The organism is Luteibacter sp. P4_E6 (assembly GCF_056401535.1).
The window spans coordinates 1-1415 of the sequence record NZ_JBFUJE010000772.1 but is presented as its reverse complement, the minus strand read 5'-3'; the positions used below and the strand labels follow the sequence as shown (position 1 = coordinate 1415).

Below are 1415 nucleotides of genomic sequence, written 5' to 3'. Positions count from 1 at the left end.
GACACAATACCGTGGTCACGCCCGTCTACTTCCGTTCCGCGACGGGCCGCACCATCGACAACTACTGCCTCGATCCGACATACCTCGGGGGCCCGTTCTTCAACAAGAAGGGCTGCGAGCTTCCAGCGCCTTCGGAGCTTTCCGGTTTGGGCAACTATACAAGTGGCCTCGGCTACTAGTCGCGGTCGCGAATGCAAGCAAAAAAACGCCGGCTGCAAGCCGGCGTTTTTTTGTCTTCCAAAGAATCAAGCAACCATCTCTGGGCCAGAGTTAACACTGCCCGAGATAGGGCTTCACGAATCGATAGACGAAGCGATCGGTCTCGCCTTTGATCGAGGGGTCGAAAACCTTGATCGCGTGCGGATCGTCCTCGTTCGCGAGCATGGTGCTTTCCTCCTCCAGCACGAAGCCGGCTGCCTCGACCTCCTCGCGCACGGATGCCGCGTCGATTCGATGCAGCGACTGGGTGTCGCTCGTGCCAGCCCCTGAGGCGGCGGCGTGATCGACGATGACGTAGAACCCGCCGGGCTTGAGCCGCTCGTAAACGGTTCGGTTGAACTCGGCCGCCGTCGCGCCCCTCTTCTGCATCAGCGCGGTGTGAAGGTCGTGGTAGAAAAGGTGCAACCACAGGACATCCGCTGCTTGCGTGGCTTCCGGCATCGCGACGAGATCCGCTGAGACGGCTTCGACGTTCGCCCGGCCCGGCTCCTTCGCGAGCGTCCGCATGCGGTCGACCTGATCGTTCTTTAAGTCCACGATTTCGGTCGGCACGAAGCTGTAGACACGTCCTTCGGGCCCCACGACTTCGGAGAAGATTCGGGTCCAGTCGCCGTCGCCGGGGTAAACGTCGATGACGGTGGAGCCCACCTCTACGCGTGCGAACCGGATCAGCTCGGATTGCTTGGATTGGTCGTACATCAGGATCTCCGTCGGTAGCCCATTCAGAGCGCTTCAGTGTGCCGGGCCACATGCGAGCTTCTGATGATGAAAAGGAGTGCCCGGCCGGACTAGCTCGTCAGAGCTGCGCCAGGCCGCCGTCGACGGCGACTTCGCTGGCGGTCATGAAGCTACTGTCCGACGATGCGAGAAAGGCAGCCACGGCCCCGATCTCCGACGGATCGGCCATGCGCTGGAGCGGAGTCATTGAGGCGTAGACCTTCTGGCCTTCCTCGCCTAGCGCCGCCTTCGCGAGTTCGGTCGCTGTCGCCCCAGGCGACAGCACGTTTACCCGGATGCCAGTGCCCTTCAGGTCTTCCGCCCAGGTCCGCGCGAGGTTGCGCACGGCCGCCTTGCTCGCGCTGTAGGCGCTCATGGTCGGGGCGCCCGTGGTGCCGGCACTCGACCCGGTCAGGATGATCGAACCGCCCTTGCCCATCAGTGGCAGCGCCTTCTGGACCGTGAAGATCGTGCCCTTC

General features: G+C 62.8%; 2 protein-coding genes. Both read right to left on the bottom strand.

Annotated features, from left to right (window positions below):
* Positions 1-270: 270 nt before the first annotated feature.
* Positions 271-918: a class I SAM-dependent methyltransferase gene (locus AC1DT2_RS23355; protein WP_477299063.1), complete on the bottom strand. Its 648-nt coding sequence runs from the start codon at positions 916-918 to the stop codon at positions 271-273.
* A gap of 97 nt (positions 919-1015) precedes the next feature.
* A partial coding sequence (locus AC1DT2_RS23350; protein WP_477299062.1) for an SDR family NAD(P)-dependent oxidoreductase occupies positions 1016-1415 on the bottom strand: 400 nt, incomplete at its 5' end.

What these genes read in the sequence shown, in the direction of transcription:
- AC1DT2_RS23355 (WP_477299063.1), bottom strand. Translation starts at nt 918, where the DNA reads ATGTACGACCAATCCAAGCAATCCGAGCTGATCCGGTTCGCACGCGTA.